This is a genomic window from Chryseobacterium sp. CH21 (assembly GCF_004119445.1).
GTDB lineage: Bacteria > Bacteroidota > Bacteroidia > Flavobacteriales > Weeksellaceae > Chryseobacterium.
In genome coordinates this window covers 90,487-112,121 of sequence record NZ_QICI01000023.1, presented here as the reverse complement: position 1 = coordinate 112,121, position 21,635 = coordinate 90,487, and the positions used below count along the sequence as shown (strand labels likewise).

Below are 21,635 nucleotides of genomic sequence, written 5' to 3'. Positions count from 1 at the left end.
ATGGATAGCAAATTACAGGCACAAGAAAGCCAACAACAGGGGCAGCAGCAACATTCAGGGCAGCCGAAAGGCAACCCGCTTGCGGAGCTCAATAAAATGGGTGGTTTTGGCTTTGTTGAATCCGTTGTAGACGGTATCGCCAATATGAACCCAACAAGAAAGGCAAGAAAAGAAATCTTCCTGAATGACAGCAATAAAGCAGACGAAAGAAAAGAACTTCTTCAGAAGATCAATCTTTGGGTAAACCTTTTAGAAGGGAGTGAATCTGCAGATAAAATGGCTGATACGTGTAAAAGTAAAGCACAACAGGCCGATCAAAACTTAAAAACAAACTTAAAAAATACACTGGATGCCGTTCGTCTGTTGGAAACCAACTACAGAACAGTAGCGCAATTCTACAAAAACACAGAATTGGATAAAGTGGATAACGTAAGTATCGTAAATGCAAGCCTTGAGCAGGTTTCCGATCTGGATAACCCTTTGTTCATTGATGCAATCTCAGAAGAATTCAAAAATTATTACGACCGTCTTGATCTTAGAGATAACTACTCAATCCTGGCAATACCAGGATATTTAGGATCTAATAAAGTAATTGAGAAATGGGCAAAAATCTGTAACGAAAACAAAGTAATGATGGTTACAGACTTCGCCAACCTTGACAAGCCGGATGACGTGGTAGATTTATTCCACTCTGCAAACCTTACAGGAGGTGAGCTTCACAGAAGTAACGTTATCATGACGTGTAACTGGCTGGTAGGACGTGGTAAAGCTGAAGAAGTAGGGGAAGAAGAAAACGTAGAGCTTCCACCTTCCACTTCATTAGCCGGAAAAATCCATAAAACACTGATGTCTCAGGTAGCAGCAGGTAAAAAACATGGTAACATCAACGAAGTAGACGCAGTAAAATTCGAACTGAAGAAAAGTGAAATTTCTCAGTTGGAAAAAATGGGTCTTGTACCAATGGTAAACGAGTACGGAAAAATTATGGCTTTCTCTGCGAAGACCTTATTTACAGGAGACAATATTGGTCTGCAGACGTATTCCGTAGTGCGTGTATTCGACTATGTAACCAAAGTATTGCTTGACTTCCTGAACAGAAGAGCTTTCGAAAACTGGAATGCTAAAAATGAAGACGATTTAAGAAGACAAATTGTAACCTTCCTTGACAATATCAAAGGACCGGACAAATTGATCGAAAAATTCAAAATTGTTCGCTTCGAGCAGGATAGAGTAAACAAAGACAGAGTATGGCTGGATATCCGTATGACCCCTTATTTCCCTACAAAAAGTTTTGTTATTAAACTTGACGGACACAAAGGAGATGATGGTAACGAATGGGATGCAGAATATACTCAGGAGTAACATCAACATACTTTACATAACAAAAACCGATGCAATTTTACATCGGTTTTTTTCAACCAACACCTATGAAATTGAATATGAATAAAAAGCTTATCATTGGCTTACCCGCTACACTGATGGTCATTTTAATAAGCTGTGAAAAAAAATACCAAAGTCCCGGCACTTACGAAAATGACCTTTTCGCACAGGAACGCCAGGAAGGTAAAGCCTACATTATGAATAAAGACGAATGCTTTGACGGCAGTGAACTCGTTATCACAAGTTCAGATGTAAAGCTGACAGACAGTTCAAAAGGCCGTGGAAAATCATTCTTTCTTTATAAAGTAAGGTCAGGGAAAGTATTGAAAACGGTAAGAGATTCTACAGTAGATATGCCAATGATGTTTTTATCCCAATATAAGTTAAAGATAAAAAGCACCGATTCCATGTACGTTTATCTGAAAAAACTGGATGGTTATCGTTTTATTGCCAAAGACAGAAACCTGAAATATCAGTGGTTAAAGGCCGCTCCCGTATATTCTGTTAAAGCTGGTAAATAAGTTTTATCTTTGCAGATACAAAATGCTTTGACTCCGCAATGCATAAGACAGTAAATAACATTCGTTTATTGAAAACGGTTGGTATTAGCAATGTCATACTGAGCGAAGTCGAAGTATCTCATAAAAGCAAAACAAAAATTTTTGGAGAAGGATAACCGAAGTTCAGATTTTCTGCATATTGGCAGCAAAATCCTTGAATGGTATAAAAATAATGCAAGAGATCTGCCTTTCAGACAGACAAAAGATCCCTACAAAATCTGGATCTGTGAAATTGTATTTCAGCAGACGAGGATCAATCAGGGTTTGAATCACTATAATAATTTCATTAAACGATTTCCCGATGTAAAAACTTTGGCAAAAGCCGACGAAAACGAAGTTTTATTGTATTGGAAAGGATTGGGTTATTATTCTAGAGCTATCAATATTCATAAAGCTGCCCAGCAGATCATGAATGATTATCATGGTATTTTTCCAAACCAATATGAAGAAATTCTAAAATTAAAAGGAGTAGGGAAGTATACTGCAGCAGCGGTCTCAAGTATCTGTTTTGACGGAAAAATGCCTGCTGTGGACGGAAATTTCTACCGTGTTCTAAGCCGTCTTTTTGCAGATGATTTTGATATCTCCAATTCAAAAGCGTTTACCTATTTTTCTGAGCTGGCTGCTTTGGTGATGCCGGAAAACATGGGAGATTTTAATCAGGCAATGATGGATATTGGTTCAGAGATCTGTAAACCCAAAAATCCATTGTGTGGAGAATGTCCTCTGAATAAAGACTGTTTGGCATTTTCCACTCAAAAAGTTTCCGCTTACCCTGTAAAAACAAAAAAAGTGAAAGCAGAAGATCTCGCGTTGACCTATTATTTTGTTCACAAAAACGGACAATTTCTGATCCGTCAAAGAGGAGATGACTTCATCTGGAAAAAATTATTTGAATTTCCTGATACCATTTCTTCAGATATGAAAACTTTTATTACAGGTTCAAAAACAGTTAATCATAAACTGACCCACAAGAACTTAAGTATTGAAATATGGAATGTTGAGGTTACTTCTGAGAAAATATGGAATGATTTTATCGCTGAAAAACAATACCTGATCACAGATGTGGAGGGCTCTCATGAAAAATCATTTCCGAAGCCTCTGGAAAATTACATTCAAAATATTTTCAAATAATTGTTACTTAAAATTAAATCCTGCTATCATATTAGCAGGATTTAATTATTAAATTTCAAAGATATCATTTAGAAATTTGTTCATAGATGGAGCAAGTAAATTATACAATTGCTTTTTGTCTTCCGGAATATCATCATCTGATATTGTTAGAAAATGTATCACTGGGATAGGAACATCTAATGCCTTTGAAATTTTTTCTAAGGTTTCAGAAGTTGGGTTATATCGCCCTGTTATTATTTGTGAAACAGCGGTAGTGCTTTTACCAATCTGCTTTGCAAGATCTATCTGAGTGATATTCTTTTTTTTAAGCAATAACTTAATTACTTGTCCTATTGTCATTCTGATTCTTGATAAATATTTAGTGCTACTAGAGTTAAATCTTTAAATAGTGAAACCCACTTTAACCACATTTGCATTTTTTGACATTCATTAATATCTTTTTCTAAATCATTATTTAAACTGATTAATAAATGTCTAACTTCTTCTGACATTTCAAATTGTGTCAGAGCATAATTTATTTGTTGTTTTAATTCTGTTTTTGAATTCATTTTTTGAAAGATTAAAATTAATAATTAGTTTAGGCCTATTATTAATTTTTGAATCTTCCTCATCATCGAAATGTCTGAAAAAGTTTTTCAGCATAAAAATTAATTTTCGACGATCATTAATCTTAAAAGGTCTGAAAATCTTTTTTATGAAAGAATTGGTTTTTTTTAGAATCTTTTTCAATAATGGAAAAATATCTTTAGATTCATTTGAATTTAAACTCTTATATTTTTGTTTAATTTTTTTCACTAATCGGCTTATACGATTAGCCTCATCCAATATTTTTTGGCTTAATAATATTGATTGATACTTAGTCCAATTTTCATAAATACTTACCCACTTATCGGAACTAATAATTTTTTGAAGTTTTTCAATTTGTTCCATTAACTTTGTGGTAGAATCCTTATGGGATTCCACATATGAGCAATTATCTAATGCTTTTTCTAAATCTTTACTTGTTAAGCTGTACATATTACTTTTATGTATTGCAAATTTAAGGAATAGTTAAATATTAAGCAAATTTATTTTATAAAATTTAATAAACTAATTTTTGTTTAAGACTTTGTTTTTAATTAAATCTGTTTAAATTAGAGTGTTTTTTTAACATCATTGTTATGAAAGTTATTAATTTCAAAACGCTCTGAAAGACTGAAATTTGTCTTCCGAAATCTGAAATCTAATTTGTACTTTTGCAAAATGATTAAAAAAGTCATTTTTATTTTTGTATCACTGCTTTTAATTTCATGTGGAAAAGACCCTTCACCAAAACCTTATGGAGAACTGCGTCTTGAATATCCTGCACCGAAATACCAAAAGTTTGAAAACGATTGTGCCTATACCTTTGAATATTCGGACTTTGCTTCCATTGCACCTGCCAAGAAACCTTGCTGGTTCTATCTGAATTATCCTAAAATGAAGGCAAAGCTTTTTGTTACTTATTATCCGATACAAAACGACTTTGCAGATCACATCAAGGAAGCGGAAAAAATGGTATACGAACATACCATCAAAGCCAGTTCCATAGATACAAAATCCTTCGAATACCCTGAAAAGAAAGTATACGGGAACTTCTATGAGCTGAAAGGGCAGAGTGCTTCCAATCTTCAGTTTTACATTACAGACAGTACGAAACACTTCGTTACTGCTTACTTATACTTTAATACGAGACCGAAACCGGACTCTCTTGCTCCTGCAGTAAATTATATCAAAAATGATATGAAACACCTGCTGGACACTTTTGAATGGAAAAAATAATTACTTTTAATATACATTGAAAAATATATGAAACTTTTAGTTGTAGGAAGTGTTGCATTTGATGCAATTGAAACACCATTTGGTAAAACGGACAAAATTTTAGGAGGTGCAGCCACTTATATCGGAATCACCTCATCAATTTTAGGCGTTAAATCCGGAATCGTTTCTGTAGTAGGAGGAGACTTTCCACAAGAACATCTTGATATGTTCACAGACAGAGATGTAAACATCGAGGGAATTGAAATCGTAAAAGAAGGAAAAACATTCTTCTGGTCCGGAAAATATCATAATGACCTGAATACAAGAGATACTTTGGCTACAGAAGTAAATGTACTGGAAAACTTTGATCCGAAAATCCCGGATTCAATGCAGGATGCCGAAATTTTATTACTTGGAAACCTACACCCTGGAGTTCAGCTATCTGTACTTGAAAAAATGAACAACCGTCCTAAACTGGTTATCCTTGATACCATGAACTTCTGGATGGATTCTGCATGGGATATCTTAATGGATATGATTGCGAAAACAGACGTAATTACCATCAATGATGAAGAAGCAAGACAGCTTTCAGGAGAATATTCTTTAGTAAAAGCAGCTAAAAAGATCCACACAATGGGTCCTGAATATGTAATCATCAAAAAAGGAGAGCACGGAGCTTTACTTTTCCACGATAATAAAGTATTTGCAATCCCGGCACTTCCTTTAGAAGATGTTTTTGACCCAACAGGAGCTGGTGATACATTTGCAGGAGGTTTCGCAGCATATCTTGCTAAAAAAGGGAAAATTGATTTCGAAACGATGAAGTCTGCCCTTATCGTAGGATCTGCAATGGCTTCTTTCACTGTTGAGAAATTCGGAACAGAAAGAATAGAGGAAGTTAACGAAGCAGATATGTTCAGCAGATTGAGACAATTCAAAGAATTAACGACTTTTGATGTTGAACTGCAGTAAATAAGTCTTTTTAAGAAATATTTATAATAAAAAATTGAGTGAAATTCGTTAAGAATTCTAAATTTGCAACTTGTTAAAATAGTAAAATGACAAATAAACTAAAAATCACTTTTCTTCTTGGGGTTTTCATCATGATATTCTCTTCAAATATGATGAATGCCCAGCTAAAACAAGGAGATTTGGTGGATGGTATTGCAGCTGTTATCGGGGATGAGATTGTATTGGAATCTGATGTAATCGAGCAAATGAATTATGGGAAACAGCAGGGAGCTGCCAACACAGACAAATGTGAGTTCCTGGAAAACCTTATCAGCAACAAGCTTCTTGTATTCGAAGCCAAAAAAGATACCTTAATTGAAAACCGTTCTGCAGCTATCAAAGAACAGGCAAATGCAAAATACCGTCAGATGCTTTCTCAATTTCCGGACGAAAAAACGATGCTTGCTGCCTATAAGTTCAGAAATGCTTATGAACTGAAAAATGCTATTGAAAAAATAGATACAGACCAGTACTATGGACAGGCAAAATACCAGAGAATTACTGATAAAGCTGATGTAACTCCAAATGAGGTAACTGACTTTTATAATATGTATAAAACTCAGCTGCCACAGGTAAAAGACGAAGTTACCCTGGCGCAGATTATGATCTATCCTACATTAACGGAAGCTCATAAACAAGAGCTGATCAACAGATTGAAAAAAATCAAGCAAGATATTGCAGGAGGTGAAACTTTTGAAAGCCAGGCAAGAATTTATTCTGAAGATGAAGGATCAGCTGCCAATGGTGGTTTATATAAAAATATCAACAAAGGACAAATGGTGAAGCCGTTCGAGGCTGCTGCTTTGAACCTTCAGGAAAATGAAATTTCAGATCCTATCGAATCTGAATTCGGATTCCATATTATCCAATTGCTGAAAAGATCAGGTAAGGTATATGATGCAAGACACATCCTGTTGAAAGCTACCCCTACTGATGAGGAGATTAAATCAGCAAAAGCAAAATTAGACAGTATCAGAGGACTTATTATGGATGGAAAGATGACATTTAAAGATGCTGCTTTTAAATTTTCAGATGATAAAAGAACAAAATTCAACGCTGGGGTAATTCCTGGAGCAGATGGTTCTGATAAGATTGAAAGAGAAAGTATCCCGGGGACAATCAGCTACGAATTAGCAGGATTGAACAAAGGAGATATCACTACTGCTTTTGAAGATGAAGAAAATAAGAGAAAGCAGATCAAAATCATTAAAATTGATGATGTGATTCCTACTCACCAGATTACACTGGAAACAGACTTCAGCAGAATCAAGCAGATGGCACTGAACAAAAAGAAAGGTGAAATGATTGAAAAGTTTGTCAATTCTAAATTACCAACAACTTTTATTTCTATTGACGGACGCTACGACAGCTGTAGCTTTAAGTCTAACTGGAAGAAACAATCCATGACAAAATAAAATGAAAACCTTCAGAACTCCTGAAGGTTTTTTTATTGATATATTTACAAAAACTAAAAGTATGAACTATGATTTTTATCTAAAGAAATTTTACCAGGCAGTATCCAAGATCCCTGAAGAAATCCTTCTCAATAATGGGTTGAAATTGTCTGTAGACATAGTTTTAGAATCGGTTGCCCTTAAAGTTTACAAACCGGAATGGTCTGGAAACCCACAATCACCTTTAGATGCTGAAGGAAGGATTTTCTTTTCAGTCTGGGTGAATGATGAGACTATCCGGGAAAATAAAATGTATTATAACATCCATGCTTTTAAACTAAGAACTTTGAAACACTATAAAATACCAGCCAGAGATTTTGCACAAAATTTCAGAAAAGAGTTTTTAAAATATCAGAATGACTGGCCTAATGTAAAGGTAAATTATGGCCCACTGACATTAATGGAAGGTTGGTTGGAATTAGAGGAAGATACTATAGAAAAGGCCGTCAATGAACTCGCTCAAAGATTTTTAAATATTAGCCCAATTATTGATAGTGTTTTGGAGCAGTATGAAAAATAAATATATCTGTTTTCCTGTATATTTTTAATCAATTGAAGGCTCTGGAAATCGTTGTTTTTAGTATTTTTACACATGAGCAATTTTATAGATTTCAACGCTGCAAAAAAACTTCATGAGATGGAAGCTACACACAATAGAATTTCACACCTTTTTAATATTAAATATCCGATTATTCAAGCAGGAATGATCTGGCACTCCGGATGGAGGCTGGCTTCAGCCGTTTCTAACTGTGGTGGATTGGGAATCATAGGTGCAGGAAGTATGTATCCTGACATTCTGAGAGAAAATATTCAAAAATGCAAACAGGCAACAGATAAACCTTTCGGGGTAAATGTACCTATGTTGTATCCTAATATTGATGAAATTATTCAGATTATCCTTGAAGAAGGAGTGAAAATTGTATTTACATCTGCAGGGAATCCAAAAACTTATACAGAAACGCTTCAGAAAGAAGGAATAAAAGTAGCTCATGTAGTTTCTTCCACCAAATTTGCTGTAAAATGTGAAGATGCCGGAGTAGATGCCATTGTTGCAGAAGGTTTCGAAGCAGGAGGTCATAATGGAAGAGATGAAACAACAACTTTTTGCCTTATCCCGAACGTAAAAAAGCATATTTCTAAACCCTTAATTGCAGCAGGCGGAATTGCCTTAGGTTCACAGATCAAGGCTGCAATGATGCTTGGGGCAGACGGTGTACAGATCGGTTCCCGTTTTGCAGCTACTACAGAAGCCAGCGCCCATGAAAACTGGAAAAAGAAAATCACAGAATTACAGGAAGGAGACACTCACCTTACTTTGAAAGAATTGGCACCTGTAAGAATGGTTAAAAATAAATTCTTCAATGAACTGGAAGATATCTACCTGAACGGAAGAGATAAGGACGCGTTAATTGCCTCATTAGGAAGAGCCAGAGCAAAGCGAGGAATGTTTGAAGGAGATATGGAAGATGGAGAACTTGAGATAGGTCAGGTTTCTGCTTTAATTGATGAAATTCTTCCGGTGGAAGCTGTTTTCAGTCACTTGTTAAAAGAATTTGAAGAAACAAAAATGCCCACTTTTTAAATATAATTTTATTCAATGGAAGGAAGAATAATTGATGTAAAGGGAAACAAATTATATATAGAACACCATAATCCGTTTGAGGGCAGGCCAACCATTGTTTTTCTGCATGATTCATTAGGTTCAGTACAGCTTTGGAGAGATTTTCCTGCTAAGCTGTCTGAGCATACAGGATGCAATGTTTTGGTCTATGACAGGTTAGGATATGGAAAATCAGACCCTATGCCTACTCATGTAAGACCTGTAAATTATATGGCACTGGAAGCTCATGTATTGAATGAACTCTTGCTTGAAATTGAACCTGATATTGAGGATGTTATTTTATTCGGACATAGTGATGGAGGAACAATCGCCCTGATTATGGCAGCGGTTTATCCGGAATGGGTAAGAGCCGTTATCTGTGAAGCCGGACATATCTTTGTGGAAGACGTAACGTTGAAAGGAGTTTATGATGCCTGGGATGCTTACAAAACGAGCAATCTTCCAGAACGTTTACAAAAGTATCACGGAGATAAAGTAGATACGTTATTCAAAGCCTGGACAGAAACCTGGACGCGAGATGACTACAGAGGCTGGAATATTGAATATTTGTTGAAAGATATTACTGCTCCATTGTTATTTATTCAGGGAGAAGCAGATGAATACGGTACCTTGGATCAGGTTGAAAAAACGGTGACTCAGGTCAGTGGAAACGCAGAAAAATATATCATTCCTGAAACAGGACATACACCCCACAAAGAAGTTCCTGAGCTTGTACTGAGGAAAGCAGCGGAATTTATCAATAATTTTTTTTAATACAGAATGAGTGGTAACAATATTTATAAGACATCTTGTAATCAGGATGTCTTTTTCAATGGGAAAACTTAAAGATATACTGTTCAATTAAAGTAACCGAAGTTCAGCTGCAATATTTTCCTTTGCCTGAGCTTCATACTTTTCCTTAAAATATTCTGTTTTAAAGATACTTTCAAATTCCAGAAAATGTTTAAGCACTTTTTTTCTTCCCGGTTTATAAAGAAATTCAGGATAAATAGAATATTCTTTTCTGATATTCTGAGTGTATTCCAGATAGGTTTTAAAATCTTTGCCCAGTACTGAAAGATCAGCATCCAGAAGATAGTTGGTATCTTCATGATCAGAACGATGATGCGACTTTGTAGCCAGAATCTGCTCAGAGATTATTGAAATTGTATCTTGATGGATATGAAGCTCTGCAAGCCTTTTTACCGCCTTAGCAGCACTTTTCTCTTCATTAGCTTTGGAAGCTGCATCATAGATCACATCATGGTAGAAAACTGAAAAAGAAAGAGCTGTAAAATCTGAGATATTCATTCTCACTGCTTCAAGCTCCCGGAACATATTTTCAAGATGAAAAAGATTGTGATAATGTCTGCCTTTTTCAGAATATTTAGTTTCAATCTCCTGCCAAAGATCATAGATTAGTTGGTGATCTTCTGTAAACGGAGAACAAAGCTGTTTAAATCGACTTTTCAGATTCATAGAAATAAGGGTATAAAAAAAGGAACTTTTAAAAAGTTCCCTGATTTGCTTCCAGAACAGCCTTTAGATCAGCCCATCCGCCGCCGTTATAACCATCCTTTAATCCTTGAGCAGTAAGATAATCCAATGCTTTTCCGCTTCTGTTTCCACTTCTGCAGAATAAGATAACAGGCTTTTCAATAGAAAGAATCTCATCTTGTCTGTCTTCTACCTCACCTAGAGGAATATTCTTAGCACCATCTATATTACCGTCCATTTCAAGCTCCATTGGCTCACGAACGTCAATTAATTCATAGTTTCCGGATTGTATTATTTCTATTAAAGACATAGTTGTTGGGTTTAAACATTAAATTAGAAACGAAATTACGTAAATTTTTTTTGAAAAAATCCTAATGAAAACATAATTTTTCAGAAAAGAAACCAGTTGTGGTATGAACTTCCGGCAAAACAAGAAGATTGATAAAATAATCTTAATTTTGCAGGGTGAAATTATGAATGCTGGCGCTGAAAAATATTCCCAACTGATAAAATCCAAGGCAAAAAGTTTTGGATTCCAGAACTGTGGTATTTCCAAAGCGGATTTTCTGGAAGAAGAAGCACCGCGTCTTGAAAAATGGCTCAAGAACAACTATAACGGTGAAATGAAATATATGGAAAATCATTTCGACAAAAGACTTGATCCAAGGCTTCTGGTGGAAGGCTCCAAATCTGTGATTTCACTTTCCTACAATTACTTTCCCGAAGAAAAAATTTCAATATTAGAGAATTATAAAATCTCAAAATATGCTTATGCAGAAGACTATCATGAAGTAATTAAAGAAATTCTCCGTGAAATGGTTGCCGAACTTCAGGAAGAAATAGGAGAGTTCGGATTCCGTGTTTTTGTAGATTCTGCCCCGGTTTTAGAAAGAGCCTGGGCTAAAAAATCAGGAATAGGCTGGGTAGGAAAAAACGCCAATCTTATTACCAAACAAAGCGGTTCTTTTTATTTTCTGGCCGAAATTATTTGTGACCTGGAGCTTATTCCGGATCATGCCACTACAGATCATTGCGGAAGCTGCAGAAAATGTATTGATGCCTGTCCTACAGATGCTATTGTTTCGGAGAAAATTATAGATGGGAGCCGTTGCATTTCTTATGCAACCATAGAATTGAAAGATGAAATTCCAGCCCATTTCAAAGATAAAATGGAAGACTGGATGTTCGGCTGCGATATCTGCCAGGATGTATGTCCCTGGAACCGATTCTCAGCACCCAACAAACAGAGCCGTTTCCAACCTAATGAAGCTTTGAAAAACTTCAAAAAAGGAGAATGGAAGGAAATCACCCAGGAAATTTTCTCTGAAATTTTCAGAAAATCACCTGTGAAAAGGACCAAATTTGCAGGACTCAAAAGAAATATTGAGTTTTTGCAGAAGTCTTCTGATTGATTTTTCTTTGAACTTTTGGTGACAATCCCTCCTTTGGAATTTTTTGTAGTTCCAAACCAGAGCTGATAGTCGACCATTCCTTAAATTTTTAGCTTTAAGGAGGTAAAGATTTACATCAATAAGTTTCTTGAAAAACCTTTCCTATAAAGAAAAATTGATTTTCAGGAGATTAAAATCTCACCGAAAATCAACGTTTTTTTTGTATTCTTTTAGGAGCAGTTTTTACTCTTACTTTAAATCTTTTTTGGGATTTAGTATTTTTACGCATATTTATGAATATTTCGTAACTAAATATAGCCAATTTTTCGATTAAAACAAATACTTTTACTAAAAATTAAAGATTAAATTTTATTAAAAAACATGACTGTGAAAAGTGTATTAATGTATCTCCTGAAAGTGATAGGAATTATTTTGGGAATTGTGATTATTTATGTCATTCTGGGGTTGTTGATCCCTTATATTCCGGTGTCTGCAAAAGATGATGGAGAGAAGAAAGAAATTCCAATCTATATTTATACCAATGGAGTGCATACCGATATCGTAATGCCTGTGAAAAATGATCTGCAGGATTGGAGCCAGAAAATTCCTTTTGCCAATACAAAATCAAAAAAAACAGACTATCAGTATATCGGAATAGGATGGGGAGACAAAGGATTCTACCTTGATACACCTACTTGGGCAGATCTGAAATTTTCAACAGCTGTAAAAGCTGCATTTTGGTTAAGTGATTCTGCAATGCATTGTACATACTATAATACGATGAAAGAAGGAGACGATTGTAAAATGATCATGATCAGCAGAAATCAATATCAGAATTTAGTAAAATATGTAGAAGATAAATTTGACAGAGATCAGAAAGGAAACTTTATGCTGATCCCAACAAATGCTGTATACAGTGACAATGATGCTTTTTATGATGCAAAAGGCACTTACAGCTTTCTGTATACTTGCAATACCTGGTCAAATAACGCTTTAAAAGCTGCAGGACAAAAAGCGGCACTTTGGACCCCTTCAGATTTTGGAATTTTTCAACACTATAAATAATACATGAAGAGGATTTATCTGTTTCTCATCATTTCTTGGGTGTGCTCATGTTCTCAGGAAAGAAAAAACAATACGATAAATGCAGCAGAAACACCTGTAGTTGCAGAAAAGCGGCCGGAAGCCGATCTTTCTAAACTCAAAATAAAGGCAGAGGAAGCATTGAAATTTTGTGCTTCAAAGAACCTTAATAAAGATTTCTGTATCCTGATTGATATGAGTCTTCATTCAGGGGTTAACCGTTTTTTTGTTTGGGATTTTAAAAATAATAAGGTTTCAAAAAAATACCTGGTTGGGCATGGCTGCGGTTTCAATGCGTGGAGTAAAGATGATTCTAAAGCAAATCCGGGATTCAGCAATGAAGACGGAAGTCATCTTTCTTCTTTGGGAAAATATAAATTGGAAGGAAGAGGCTACAGCGACTGGGGAGTCAATATAAAATACCTGATGCATGGCCTTGAAGAAACCAACAGCAACGCATTAAAAAGATTTATTGTTTTCCATTCCTGGAATATGATGAGTGATACTGAAACTTTCCCGAACGGATCTCCAGAAGGATGGGGATGTCCCACTGTTTCCAATAATGCGATGAAAGAAATAGATCCGATGATTCAGAAATCAGGAAAACCTGTCCTGATGTGGATCTATAATTAAATCTTTGTCATACATTTGTTTTGTAACAATCTTCTGACTAATGAAACATACCCTTTTCCGCGAACAACAGCTCAATTGTGATGTAGAAACTGCATGGAAATTCTTTTCCTCCGCAAATAATCTTTCAGAAATTACTCCGAAAGATATGGGTTTCATTGTATTAACGGAAATGGAAGATGATGAAATCTATGAAGGAATGACCATCGATTATTATGTTTCTCCATTATTTGGGATTAAAATGAAATGGCAGACCGAAATAACACAGGTTGATTTCCAGAAAAGCTTCACCGATTTTCAGAAAAAAGGTCCCTACAAACTATGGAATCACCATCATGAATTTATTCCTAATAAAGATGGCGTTCTAATGAGAGACACCATAGATTATGAACTTCCCATGGGATCTTTAGGAGAAATTGCCCATGGCCTTTTTGTAAGAAAAAAATTGGAGCATATCTTTGATTACCGCTTCAGGGTTCTTAGTAAATTGTTCTGATTATTCAATTTTAGTAATTCAATAGAAACGGGCTAAAGCCCGTTTAATAAAAAAATAAAATTTCAATGGGTTTTAGAGCCAAAACTTTTAACGATTCTATTAGGATTCCTACGGAATGACAGAGTGTATGAATAAACCTAGCATCCTGTTTGCCATTTCATAGGAATCCAAATTCCAATAAATAGCATTATTCACCCATTGTTTAAGTTTTTTTAACAGTCCAATGACCGGATTTTCCAGTAGAAATCCCTATTTTTGCAACACTATCGTTTTTTACTGAAAAACTAATGTTCTGGTTGACATGACAAGTCTGAGGTCATTTTTCTTATTTTATATCCTATTGGTTTTTACCCTTTTCAATTCGAATTGGGCGGAAAAATCATTGCAGAATATTCCTCATCTTCCGCCTGTAAACAACATTCATGTTCTGGATGTGTACGAAGAGGCAGATATGAATACGCATGCATTGCCTGCTGCTGCTAAAATTGTAAAACATTCAGTTAGAAAAAACGATTCTGCTATTGCAGATTTTTCAGGAATTTTAAAGGGTATTCCAAAAATCATCCTTCCGGAGATTGCAGTTTCTACTATTTGTGGAGTCAAATCCTTTCTCCATCTCCTCCAGCTGTACTAGTTGTAAAATTCTGTAAACCAAATCATTTTAACGGAAATTTTATAACCTAAACATTTAAAAATGTATTTTAAAACTGTAATAATTTGCATAGTTGCAACATTATTCGCTGTGTCATGCAGTAAAGACAAGGAGAAAAACAATAAAAGAGATAAAGAAGTTCCCGTACTGGAAATCAAAGAAAAAGATACACTGGTAAGCAATCAGTTTGTTACCGATATCCAGGCTAAAAAGAATGTTGAAATGCGTTCCAGAATCGGAGGCATTATACAGCATATATATGTCAACGAGGGGCAGTTTGTGCATCAGGGACAGGCTTTATTCAAAATCAATGACGCTGAACTTCAGATGGAACTTCTGAAAGCTAATGCAGCATTAAAACAGACCGAAGCAGATGTTCGTATTGCAGAAGTTGAACTGAAACAGATTCAGAGTCTTCATGCTAAAAAATTTGTTGCGAACAACGAACTGGAAATGGTGAAGGCAAAGCTGTCTTCTGCCAAAGCAAAACATGCATTTGCTGATGCAGAAAAGAGAACGGTTCTTCAGAAAATAAGCTTTACAAGAATCACTGCACCTTTTGATGGGGTTATTGACGTGATTCCTCATAAAGATGGGAGTTTGGTAGAAAATGGTACGCTATTGACCACACTTTCCCAATTGAACGAAGTATACGCCTATTTCTCCATTCCTGAAAACTTATATTTTGAGCTTTTAGCCAATGATAAAATTGGAAGTCATCAGAAAATTGAGCTAACACTTCCGAATGGAGTTAATTACCAATTCAACGGAGCTCTAAAAACAGCAGAAGGAGAAATCGACAGAACTACAGGTTCCATCCGATATAAAGTACTTTTCCCGAATCCGGACCGTTTGATCAAACACGGAACTTCAGGAAAACTTATTATTTCAGAACAGCAAAATAATGCGATTCTTATTCCACAGAAATCTACCTTCTCCATCCAGGATAAGACCTATGTTTTTGTAGTAGATAAACAGAATAAAGTGAAAATGACCAATATTAAGATCGGAACTACTTTAAGAGATTCTTATATGGTAGAAAGCGGTCTTAAAAAAGGAGATTTAATCATTTATGAAGGGACTCAGTCTTTGAAAGATGGTGATATTATCAAAATCAAAAAGAAGTATTAACCTTTCATAATCTTTAAATCAATTGACTATGGTAGAAATGTTTATAAGACGAAAGGTTCTTTCGTTGGTTATTTCCATATTGTTTGTTTTGCTGGGAATTATGGCTTTGCTGAAGATGCCGATCACCCAGTTCCCGGATATTGTCCCACCTTCAGTAACAGTTACTGCAAAATATACAGGAGCAAATGCCGAAGTATCCGCCAATGCGGTAGCGCTTCCTCTGGAACGTGCGATTAACGGAGTACCGGGAATGACTTATATGTCAACGGTAACCTCCAATGACGGTCTTACCCTTATTCAGGTTTTCTTTGAAGTCGGAACAGACCCTGATGTAGCGGCAGTAAACGTTCAGAACAGGGTAACAACGATTTTGGATGAACTTCCCGAAGAAGTAATCAGAGCCGGAGTAACTACTGAAAAAGAGGTGAACAGTATGCTGATGTACCTCAATATCACGAGTACGGACCCAAGCCAGGATGAGCAGTTCATCTATAACTTTACGGATATTAATGTCCTTCAGGAGCTGAAACGTATTGATGGAGTAGGGCGTGCTGAAATTATGGGACAGAAAGAATACTCAATGAGAGTATGGCTGGATCCACAGAAAATGGCAGCGTATAATATCTCAGCAGATGAAGTCATTACTTCCCTACAAAAGCAGAATATTTCTGCAGCACCTGGAAAAGTAGGAGAAACATCTGGGAAAACCTCCAGTCAGCTTCAGTATGTCATCAAATATAAAGGAAAATTTTTTGAGCCTAAACAATATGAAGAAGTTCCCATCAGATCGGATGTGGACGGAACTATTTTAAAGCTTAAAGATATTGCCAAAGTAGAATTCGGAGCGATGAACTACGGAATGGTTTCCAAAACAGACGGAAGACCATCTGCATCTATCATGATGAAGCAGCGCCCCGGTTCCAATGCTTCCGAAGTTATTGAAAGCGTAAAGGCAAAAATGGAAGAATTAAAAGTCACTTCCTTCCCTCCCGGAATGGAGTATAACATGGCTTATGATGTTTCCAGATTCCTGGATGCTTCTATTAGTGCGGTACTGACAACCCTTATTGAAGCTTTTATTCTGGTAGGAATTGTCGTATTTATTTTCCTTCAGGACTGGCGTTCCACATTGATTCCTGTGCTGGCAGTTCCGGTAGCATTGGTAGGAACTTTTGCCTTCATGAATATGCTGGATTTCTCTGTTAACCTTTTAACATTGTTTGCGTTGGTTCTCGCCATCGGAATTGTGGTGGATAATGCCATTGTTGTCGTTGAAGCCGTCCATGTGAAAATGGAAGAGGGAATGAATGCCATGGATGCCACCATCAGTGCCACCAAAGAAATTGCAGGAGCTGTAGTAGCGATTACTATTGTCATGTCTGCTGTATTTATTCCTGTAGCATTTCTGGATGGTCCGGTAGGAGTTTTTTACCGTCAGTTTTCATTAACGCTGGCTATCAGTATTGTGATTTCAGGGGTGAATGCATTGACACTTACTCCGGCGCTTTGTGCCATTATTTTAAAACCTCACGATCATAATAAAAAGAAAACCATTATTGACAGGGCTTTCCAGAGTTTCAATACAGGATTCGAAAGACTGACGAATGGTTATGTAGGTATTTTATCAAAATTTGCGACAAGAACTACCGTTACTTTCGGATTGCTGTTTTTATTCGTTGGGCTAACTTTTGTGACCAGCAAATTCTTACCAACCGGATTTATTCCAATGGAAGACCAGGGAATGGTGTATGTAAGCGTAACGACTCCGCAGGGGGCAACAGTAGAAAGAACAGAAAAAGTACTGGATGAAGTTACCGTGATTGCCAAGAAGATCAAAGGAGTAGAAAACGTGACTACGCTTGCCGGATACAGTATTGTAACAGAAATTGCAGGTTCTTCTTACGGAATGGCGATGATCAACCTTAAAGACTGGAAAGAAAGAAATATTTCAGTGAACGATCTCATCGCAGAACTTTCAGACAAAACAAAAAGTATTGCAGATGCCCAGATTGAGATTTTTGCACCGCCAACCGTTCCAGGTTTCGGTAATACCAGTGGTTTTGAATTGCGTTTGCTCGACAGAACCGGGGGAACGATCGAAAATACAGATAAGATCACTAAGGATTTTGTTAAAAAATTAAACGAAGCACCCGAATTGCAGAACAACTTTACCAGCTTTGATGCTACTTTCCCGCAATACATGATCAATGTAGATTATGATATGGCAGCGAAAAAAGGAGTATCGGTAGAAAATGCTATGTCAACACTGCAGACTATGCTGGGATCTTATTACGCCACCAATTTTATCCGTTTCAGTCAGATGTATAAAGTGATGGTGCAGGCAAGTCCGGAGCACAGAGATACCCCGGAAAGCATTCTGAACTTATATTTAAAAAATGATAAAGGCGAAATGGTTCCGTTCTCAACCTTCATCACCATTGAAAAAGTATACGGACCTGAAGTTTTGACCAGATATAATATGTATATGTCTGCCATGATCAATGGAGAACCTGCAGAAGGCTACAGTTCCGGAGATGCCATTGCCGCTGTAGAACGTGTCGCTAAAGAAACACTGCCAAGAGGATTCGATATTGAATGGTCAGGAATGACAAGGGAAGAGATCTTATCAGGAAACCAAACCGTTTATATCTTCGCGATCTGTCTTTTGTTCGTCTATCTTTTATTAGCAGCACAATACGAAAGTTTCCTTCTTCCAATGCCTGTATTATTAAGCCTTCCAACAGGGATCTTCGGATCTTATATTGCGCTGGTAATGATGGGGCTGGATAATAATATCTATGCACAGGTAGCACTGGTCATGTTAATAGGGCTTCTGGCCAAAAATGCCATTCTGATTGTAGAATTTGCTGTGGCAAGAAATAAGCAGGGATTTGAGATCATTCCGGCTGCTATTGAAGGCGCAAGACAACGTCTGAGACCTATTTTGATGACTTCTTTTGCATTTGTGGCAGGACTTATTCCTTTATGTATTGCTTCGGGTGCGGGAGCGATTGGTAACCGTTCCATTGGTACCGCTGCAGCCGGAGGAATGTTGATCGGAACCATTTTCGGATTAGTCGTGATCCCCGGACTGTATATATTCTTTGCAAAACTTGAAAATAAGAAGAAAGATGAAAAGATTAAATCATAGAAATATATTGTATGGAATAGCATCACTGAGCCTGGTTTCATGTGCTGTTCCCAAAGTGACAGAACTGAAAAAAGCTCAGGAATTGCCCGAGGAAATTCTTAAAACTGATAAAAATAAATCTTCTGATGAATTTCAGCAGATTAATCTGAAAGCTTATTTTACAGATCCAAACCTGCTTGAGCTTTTTGATAAAGTAGTTCAGGCCAATCCGGATTTCCAGATTGCACAGCAAAGAGTGGAAATTGCTAACAGTTTCCTTCAAAGATCAAAGATGGATCTGCTGCCTTCTCTTGAAGTGGGAGTACAGGCTTCCGGTGACCGATACGGAAAATACACGATGGAAGGAGTGGGGAACTATGATACCAACCTTTCACCCAATATTACGGAAAATCAGAAAATCAATAGAGATTTCACCCCTAATTATTGGGTGGGAGCAAGAAGCAGCTGGGAAATTGATGCATGGGGAAAACTGAAGAATAAGAAAATTGCTGCCCAAAAGAAATTTTTGGCTTCTACAGAAGGATTGAGGTTATTACAGGTAGAGCTTTTCACAGATATTGCCAATCTGTATTACCAATTGGTTACTTTAGATAATCGTCTTGCTATTTATCAGAAGAACTATAAGCTTCAGCAAAGAGCTTTTGAAATTGTTCTGGCTCAGCGTGAGGTGGGAAAAGCCACGGAGTTGGCAGTTCAGCAATTCAAAGCTCAGAATAACAACTGGCTGGCAGAGATTGAACACATCAGAGTAGAAATTGTCACAGTAGAACAGGCAATCACAACATTAACAGGAAGCTACGGCGGAGATGTAAAACGCGGAAAAATACTGATGCCTACCAATATGGAAGTCTTGAATAAAACCATAAACGTAGAAAATGTAATTCACTCCAGACCGGATGTAGCCGCAAACTATTATGTGTTGGAAGCTTCTCAGGCTGATGCGAAAGCTGCAAGAGCTGCTTTTTATCCTAAAATTGATTTGGGGGCAGGTTTCGGACTGAATTCTTTTTCCGTAGAAACATTTTTCAAGCCAAGTTCACTGGCTGGGCAATTGTTAGGTGGATTAATGGTTCCTGTTTTCAATAAAGGGCAGTTAAAATATGAGTTTAAAGTAGCGAGCAAAGAACAGGAAATCGCTTTTTTAAATTATCAGAAAAGCATCACAACTGCTTTTAATGAACTGCAGTCTATTTTGAAACAGACCAAGATCTATGAACGTGTTTTGAAGCTGAAATCAGAAGAAGTAGGCTTTCTTGACCGTGGTGTGGAAGTTTCCAATGATCTGTACCTGACGGGATATGCCAACTATTTTGAACTGATCAACTCTCAAAAAAGCAAGCTAACCGCTGAACTGGATTTATTACAGTTTCAGCACCAGAATACCAGAAACAACGTCCTGCTGTTTAAAGCACTGGGAGGGAAACTGGATTAATTTTTACTTTTTTTACGATGAGAGAAGTCGTCTTTTTTAAGACGGCTTCTTTTATGTTGAAAATTTTAAGTAGGTCTTACGGGTTCCCGTAATGATGATTGAAATAATTCCATGATCTTTACAATAAATAAAATAGCTAACCATGAAAACTCAGAAGAACATGTCAAGAAAGCTCTGGCAGGAATAAAACATAAAATATTGTGATCCTGGGCTTGAGTACAATTGCTCCTGAGTTTTGTACAAAAAATCTAACTTATTACAAGTTGAGATCGTTTTTTTATATGATTAAAAAAGAGACTGCCCGGAAGGACAGTCTCTTTCTGTATTGTTTAAAATAAATCTGCTGTGTGGCAGAATATTTTATGTGTTTTATTTAACAATTTGAATTTCAACAGCAGAAAATCCTTTAGGAGACTTCTCTTTTTCGAAAGATACTTTGTTTCCTTTTTTCACAGGCTCCACACAGTTGTTGTTGTGGAAGAAGATATTTTCTTTGTTATTGTCTTCAGTAATAAAGCCATATCCTTTTTCACTCAGGAAAGTAACAATTCCTGTTTTTCTTGGATCTTCCTCAATAATAGGAGCAGCACCCAGCTGAATATCATCAAGGTTTACTTCCTGTCTTTGTTCAGGGGGAGTAGAAGTTAATCTTCCGAATTCGTCTACATACATGAAGACATCCTCCGCTCCTTTGTTGTTGTTCGTTTTACGTTCTTCGCGTCTTAGCGCCTTTTCTTTTTGCTTTTGAATTTTTTTCTTGAAATTTTCCTTTTTAGAAAAAGAATCTGCCATAAATTATTTTTAGTATTTAGTTTCTATAAATTAATTGGTTCAATCTGGTCTGTTTTAGACCCCTATAAAGCCTGGTAATGTTTTCTGTTTTGGATAATCCCAATCATACAGAGCTTTAAAATTCCGACAAGTATTGTTCTTAATAGAAGAATAAAAGTTAAAAAGATGACTGCTCAAAAAGCAAAGACTGAATAAAAATATTCGGGTCGTTACAGAAAACAAAGTGGTGGCCTGATTAATAATGTACAAATATACAACAATAAAATGAATAATCCTGTTTTAAATGATTGATTATCAGAAATGGTTTTACGGTCTTAAAGTAAGATGTAATGGGAAGTCTTAATAGGTTAATAAAAAAATCCTCAGAAAACTGAGGATTATAAAAAATATATTATAAAATGAAGTGGTGTATAATACGGGTGGGAGAGTATCAAATGTTATGCCTAAAATAAAGGGCTATTA

Annotated in this window: 23 protein-coding genes; 17 read left to right on the top strand and 6 right to left on the bottom strand. The window is 36.3% G+C overall.

Going from position 1 to position 21,635, the window contains the following annotated elements:
* From BOQ62_RS04315 to mutY, 3 genes are all read left to right on the top strand, one after another.
* Window positions 1–1,362 carry a DUF5458 family protein gene (locus tag BOQ62_RS04315; RefSeq protein ID WP_105703168.1) on the top strand — a complete coding sequence of 454 codons (1,362 nt, stop codon included), beginning with the start codon at window positions 1–3 and terminating at the stop codon, window positions 1,360–1,362.
* A 77-nt stretch (window positions 1,363–1,439) separates the two neighbouring features.
* Complete coding sequence (locus BOQ62_RS04310) at window positions 1,440–1,901, top strand: hypothetical protein (RefSeq protein ID WP_228413667.1); 462 nt, start codon at window positions 1,440–1,442, stop codon at window positions 1,899–1,901.
* Window positions 1,902–2,042: 141 nt separating this feature from the next.
* Window positions 2,043–3,074, top strand: coding sequence for an A/G-specific adenine glycosylase (gene mutY / locus BOQ62_RS04305; protein WP_129037417.1), 1,032 nt, complete (start codon window positions 2,043–2,045; stop codon window positions 3,072–3,074).
* A 48-nt stretch (window positions 3,075–3,122) separates the two neighbouring features.
* Here the strand turns inward: mutY and BOQ62_RS04300 are convergent, their stop codons facing one another.
* From BOQ62_RS04300 to BOQ62_RS04295, 3 genes are read right to left on the bottom strand one after another with little or no spacing between them, the layout of a single operon-like run.
* Window positions 3,123–3,413: a helix-turn-helix domain-containing protein gene (locus BOQ62_RS04300; protein ID WP_129037415.1), complete on the bottom strand. Its 291-nt coding sequence runs from the start codon at window positions 3,411–3,413 to the stop codon at window positions 3,123–3,125.
* Window positions 3,410–3,565 carry a hypothetical protein gene (locus BOQ62_RS22370; protein ID WP_164976672.1) on the bottom strand — a complete coding sequence of 52 codons (156 nt, stop codon included), beginning with the start codon at window positions 3,563–3,565 and terminating at the stop codon, window positions 3,410–3,412. The genes BOQ62_RS04300 and BOQ62_RS22370 overlap by 4 nt, the downstream gene beginning before the upstream one ends.
* A gap of 1 nt (window position 3,566) precedes the next feature.
* On the bottom strand, window positions 3,567–4,091 hold the full coding sequence (locus BOQ62_RS04295; protein ID WP_129037413.1) for a hypothetical protein: 525 nt from the start codon (window positions 4,089–4,091) through the stop codon (window positions 3,567–3,569).
* Window positions 4,092–4,316: 225 nt separating this feature from the next.
* Between BOQ62_RS04295 and gldD the strand changes: the two genes are divergently transcribed.
* From gldD to BOQ62_RS04265, 6 genes are all read left to right on the top strand, one after another.
* Window positions 4,317–4,874, top strand: a complete 558-nt coding sequence (gldD, locus tag BOQ62_RS04290) for a gliding motility lipoprotein GldD (RefSeq protein ID WP_034692119.1) — start codon at window positions 4,317–4,319, stop codon at window positions 4,872–4,874.
* A 27-nt stretch (window positions 4,875–4,901) separates the two neighbouring features.
* Window positions 4,902–5,825: a PfkB family carbohydrate kinase gene (locus BOQ62_RS04285; RefSeq protein WP_079240824.1), complete on the top strand. Its 924-nt coding sequence runs from the start codon at window positions 4,902–4,904 to the stop codon at window positions 5,823–5,825.
* Window positions 5,826–5,911: 86 nt separating this feature from the next.
* A complete protein-coding gene (locus BOQ62_RS04280; protein WP_129037411.1) occupies window positions 5,912–7,279 on the top strand; it encodes a peptidylprolyl isomerase in 1,368 nt (455 codons plus the stop codon).
* A 1-nt stretch (window position 7,280) separates the two neighbouring features.
* On the top strand, window positions 7,281–7,838 hold the full coding sequence (locus BOQ62_RS04275) for a hypothetical protein (protein ID WP_129037409.1): 558 nt from the start codon (window positions 7,281–7,283) through the stop codon (window positions 7,836–7,838).
* 72 nt (window positions 7,839–7,910) lie between these two features.
* Window positions 7,911–8,900: an NAD(P)H-dependent flavin oxidoreductase gene (locus tag BOQ62_RS04270; RefSeq protein WP_228413665.1), complete on the top strand. Its 990-nt coding sequence runs from the start codon at window positions 7,911–7,913 to the stop codon at window positions 8,898–8,900.
* Window positions 8,901–8,915: 15 nt separating this feature from the next.
* On the top strand, window positions 8,916–9,692 hold the full coding sequence (locus tag BOQ62_RS04265) for an alpha/beta fold hydrolase (RefSeq protein ID WP_129037407.1): 777 nt from the start codon (window positions 8,916–8,918) through the stop codon (window positions 9,690–9,692).
* Between the two features lie 87 nt (window positions 9,693–9,779).
* Here BOQ62_RS04265 and BOQ62_RS04260 read toward each other — a convergent pair whose 3' ends face one another.
* Both BOQ62_RS04260 and BOQ62_RS04255 read right to left on the bottom strand, forming a co-directional pair.
* A complete protein-coding gene (locus tag BOQ62_RS04260) occupies window positions 9,780–10,397 on the bottom strand; it encodes a hypothetical protein (RefSeq protein ID WP_129037405.1) in 618 nt (205 codons plus the stop codon).
* 28 nt (window positions 10,398–10,425) lie between these two features.
* Window positions 10,426–10,725 (bottom strand): rhodanese-like domain-containing protein, encoded by a 300-nt coding sequence (locus BOQ62_RS04255; protein ID WP_129037403.1) that lies wholly within the window; start codon window positions 10,723–10,725, stop codon window positions 10,426–10,428.
* A gap of 163 nt (window positions 10,726–10,888) precedes the next feature.
* Between BOQ62_RS04255 and queG the strand changes: the two genes are divergently transcribed.
* The 8 genes from queG to BOQ62_RS04215 all read left to right on the top strand — a co-directional run bounded on the left by queG (window position 10,889) and on the right by BOQ62_RS04215 (window position 20,381).
* Entirely contained in the window at window positions 10,889–11,827 is a 939-nt protein-coding gene (gene queG, locus BOQ62_RS04250) for a tRNA epoxyqueuosine(34) reductase QueG (protein ID WP_129037401.1), read from the top strand.
* A gap of 360 nt (window positions 11,828–12,187) precedes the next feature.
* The gene (locus tag BOQ62_RS04245) at window positions 12,188–12,871 is read left to right on the top strand and encodes a TIGR02117 family protein (RefSeq protein ID WP_129037399.1); all 684 of its coding nucleotides are present in this window, start codon (window positions 12,188–12,190) and stop codon (window positions 12,869–12,871) included.
* Window positions 12,872–12,874: 3 nt separating this feature from the next.
* Window positions 12,875–13,522, top strand: coding sequence for a murein L,D-transpeptidase catalytic domain-containing protein (locus BOQ62_RS04240; protein WP_129037397.1), 648 nt, complete (start codon window positions 12,875–12,877; stop codon window positions 13,520–13,522).
* 40 nt (window positions 13,523–13,562) lie between these two features.
* Window positions 13,563–14,015, top strand: coding sequence for an SRPBCC family protein (locus BOQ62_RS04235; RefSeq protein ID WP_129037395.1), 453 nt, complete (start codon window positions 13,563–13,565; stop codon window positions 14,013–14,015).
* Between the two features lie 382 nt (window positions 14,016–14,397).
* Window positions 14,398–14,649, top strand: coding sequence for a hypothetical protein (locus BOQ62_RS04230; protein ID WP_129037393.1), 252 nt, complete (start codon window positions 14,398–14,400; stop codon window positions 14,647–14,649).
* A gap of 60 nt (window positions 14,650–14,709) precedes the next feature.
* Complete coding sequence (locus tag BOQ62_RS04225) at window positions 14,710–15,798, top strand: efflux RND transporter periplasmic adaptor subunit (RefSeq protein ID WP_129037391.1); 1,089 nt, start codon at window positions 14,710–14,712, stop codon at window positions 15,796–15,798.
* Window positions 15,799–15,826: 28 nt separating this feature from the next.
* Window positions 15,827–18,949: an efflux RND transporter permease subunit gene (locus tag BOQ62_RS04220; protein WP_129037389.1), complete on the top strand. Its 3,123-nt coding sequence runs from the start codon at window positions 15,827–15,829 to the stop codon at window positions 18,947–18,949.
* A complete protein-coding gene (locus BOQ62_RS04215) occupies window positions 18,930–20,381 on the top strand; it encodes a TolC family protein (RefSeq protein WP_129037387.1) in 1,452 nt (483 codons plus the stop codon). The genes BOQ62_RS04220 and BOQ62_RS04215 overlap by 20 nt, the downstream gene beginning before the upstream one ends.
* A 369-nt stretch (window positions 20,382–20,750) precedes the next feature.
* On the opposite strand, the gene BOQ62_RS04210 is transcribed toward BOQ62_RS04215, so the two are convergent.
* Complete coding sequence (locus tag BOQ62_RS04210) at window positions 20,751–21,173, bottom strand: cold shock domain-containing protein (RefSeq protein ID WP_129037385.1); 423 nt, start codon at window positions 21,171–21,173, stop codon at window positions 20,751–20,753.
* Between the last annotated feature and the right edge of the window lie 462 nt (window positions 21,174–21,635).